The sequence below is a fragment of the Arsukibacterium sp. genome (assembly GCF_033722355.1).
Taxonomy (GTDB): domain Bacteria; phylum Pseudomonadota; class Gammaproteobacteria; order Enterobacterales; family Alteromonadaceae; genus Alishewanella.
Genome location: NZ_JAWVZF010000242.1, coordinates 1 through 2805, shown reverse-complemented (window position 1 = coordinate 2805; position 2805 = coordinate 1). Strand labels below are relative to the sequence as shown.

At 49.9% G+C, this 2805-nt stretch carries 2 protein-coding genes; both read right to left on the bottom strand.

All coding sequences use genetic code 11. The features are described 5' to 3' along the window. Window positions 1-4: 4 nt before the first annotated feature. A complete protein-coding gene (locus R3177_RS14320) occupies window positions 5-433 on the bottom strand; it encodes a hypothetical protein (RefSeq protein WP_318971685.1) in 429 nt (142 codons plus the stop codon). Between the two features lie 16 nt (window positions 434-449). Next, a partial coding sequence (locus R3177_RS14315) for a tetratricopeptide repeat protein (RefSeq protein WP_318971684.1) occupies window positions 450-2805 on the bottom strand: 2356 nt, incomplete at its 5' end.

The following is a 2805-nucleotide window of genomic DNA, read 5'->3' as shown; positions in this document are numbered from 1 at the left end:
CGTGTCACTGAGCCCGGACTACAATCCGCGGATCGTACTCCGGGCATCCTGCCATTGTCACGCCATAGTCATACTCACCCTCGGCGTCAGCAGTAATCAGACAGCGCAGCATGCCATTATCATTGGCGGCCAGCCGGCAACCCGGCTGAAACGGGCTGGTATCATAAAACGAAATGGCGAAAGCCTTTGCCGGTTGTGTTTGCCAGACAATATGTTTGTTGCGGGCCCCACAGGCACAATCTTTTGTGCTACCACAACCTGCTCTGCCACTATTCCCTGGCTCCTGACAATTATCGTCTGCCGGTGGTTCTATGGCTGTGATACAGCCTGCCGCATCCAGCCTGATCGTTAGCGTCTGATCATTATTTTTGGCATGACTGGCCATAGACAGCATCAGGCTGCCAATAAGAACAATAGTATAAAAAAATTTCATTTCCTGCTCCATGGGGTTAAAGGTATGTTGTGTTTTCCGGAATTTTTGGATCAGCAGAAATCAGGGTTGCTGAATAGCCTCCGGCGATGGCTTTTTCAACTAACTGCCGGCCCGTCGACACCTGGCCGCAGTTAAAGCTGGCAATGGCCAGATCGTAATACATATAAAAATCTTCAATCGGCGTACTTATTAACTGTTGCAGCCCAGGCACCGCCTGTTCACACTGCTCCAACTCTGACTGCAGCCTGATAATTTGGGACTGAATATCTCTGGCGCCCTGATTAATGGCCAGATTTGCCAACGCCAGATCCAACGCCCGCTGATAGTAGGGTTTTGCCTCAGCTTCCCGTCCCGGTTGAGCTTCCAGACTGTCGGCCAGATTGGTCAGAATAATATAATCGTCTTTGCTGGTTTTAAGCGCCGCCAGATACATTTGTTCTGACTGACTGAAGTTACCATTGAAATAATAGGCAGTGCCCAGATTGGAATAAGCCAATGACAATGGTGATTTAGCCACCACTTTTTGCCAGGCGGTGATTGCCGCCTCAAAATCATTAATAAAAAAGTAGCTGGCACCCAGGGTATTTTGTAAATCGACACTGTCAGGATGAATTGATGCCGCGCGTTCCAGTTGGGTTATCGCTTCACTGAAGTTGCCGCTATGGTATAAAAACCGGCCATAGTTGCTGTAATGCTGCCAGTAGCCGGGCTCGAGCTTGATCGCCTGTAAAAAAAACTGCTCTGCCTGTAATGGCTGCTTCAGTTCTGCCAGCAACAGTGCCTTACCGGTTAAGGCATCAGGCCACACCGGGTTAATTTGCAGCGCTTCATCATATTGCATCATCGCCTGGCTATGTTCACCGCGGGTACGATATAAATCACCCAGGACACTGTAAACAGCAGCCTGATTAACTGAGAAACGGGCCGCATGCTCACAGGCTTGTCTGGCCATTTCAAATTCGGTGACGTTACGATTTATGCCGTAGCGTTCCAGATGCAGCTTGCAAAGGCCAGCTGAGGCCATGGCGAAATCCGGATCATGCTCCAGGGCTTTCAAAAACAGGCTTTCCGCCATTGCCAGGCTGCTCATATCGGCAAATTGCTTTAGCAACTTGTTAGCCCGTAAATACGCATCATAGGCCTGAAAATTGGCGGTAAGATGATATTCCGTTTGGTTGAACTGCTGCTTTTGCAATAACAGACCAAAAGCACTGGTTAACTGCCGGTACAATTCCTGCTGCAACTGCGGTAATTGCTCGCGCGGCGTTATCAGACGATTGGCCCATTTTCTTACCCCGTTGTTCAGCTCAATCACCACGACTTCAAGGTGTATTTCACTGTTGGCCATTTTTAATTTGCCTTCTACCGCGTACTGCGCACCCAGTCGCTCGCTGATCAGTTTATTGTCGGCAGTCAGCGGTAATCCCTGCATAGCACGGGCAGAAATAACCGGAAAAGCATTGAGCTGGGTTAATGAAAACAGTAACTCATCACGAATACCTTCAATCAGATATTCATCAATCCACTCGGGTGAACTGGTGTCCTGCCGAAATGGCATGACCGCGACCGAGTTGGTTAACAGCGGGACTTTGACACTACTGGTGTTTGCTGGCTGGCTGACGGTAAGCGTTTCAATATCCATCGCCCGCTTTAACGAACCGGCAAGCACACCGACGGTAACAAATGATAACAGCAAAAAGCCGACATCTACTTTTAATTGCCGGCGCCAGTATTGGCGGGCATGGGGGTTTTGCGACTGTTTAAGCCTGCGCCGTTGCTTCTTTAAATCCTGTATCCAGATATATAGCAAAATACAGGGAAAAAGGCCGATCACCACCAGTAAGGTAATTTTCATGCCGCGGGTTGTGATATTAAGTAGCGGGAAAGTAATCGCCATGACCTGGACAAATACCCACACCGTCACCAGAAACGCAATACTGACCCGGAACAGCCGGCTGCCTTTTACCAGCGCATATAACCAGGACCATTTTACCGATGTACCGGTAGCGGCCTTATGAAGGGGTAAGGGTTGCATGGTAACAGGTTGAATTAAGCGATAACCACGTCGGGTCAGCGTCTGAATATACATCGGGCAGGAAACATGGTCGCCCAGCGCCTGGCGAAGCTCACTGACCAGATGCGACACCGCCTCTTTAGCCCCTTTACGGCTGCCGGTGACAGCCTCGAGCAAAACAGGCTGACTGACCACCTGCTGCGCATTAGCCGCCAGCACTAGCAGTAACTCCATAGCCTTTGCTGACACATGGCGGTGTTCTTCCCCCACGACCACATAACCGGTATCGGGCAACACCTGAATATCACCGATATAAAAACCAGCGTGCAGGGCGTTTTTTTGTTGCAGGTCTGATACT

Coding starts and splice junctions, on each gene's coding strand:
- R3177_RS14320 (WP_318971685.1), bottom strand. CDS start 433: ATGAAATTTTTTTATACTATTGTTCTTATTGGCAGCCTGATGCTGTCT.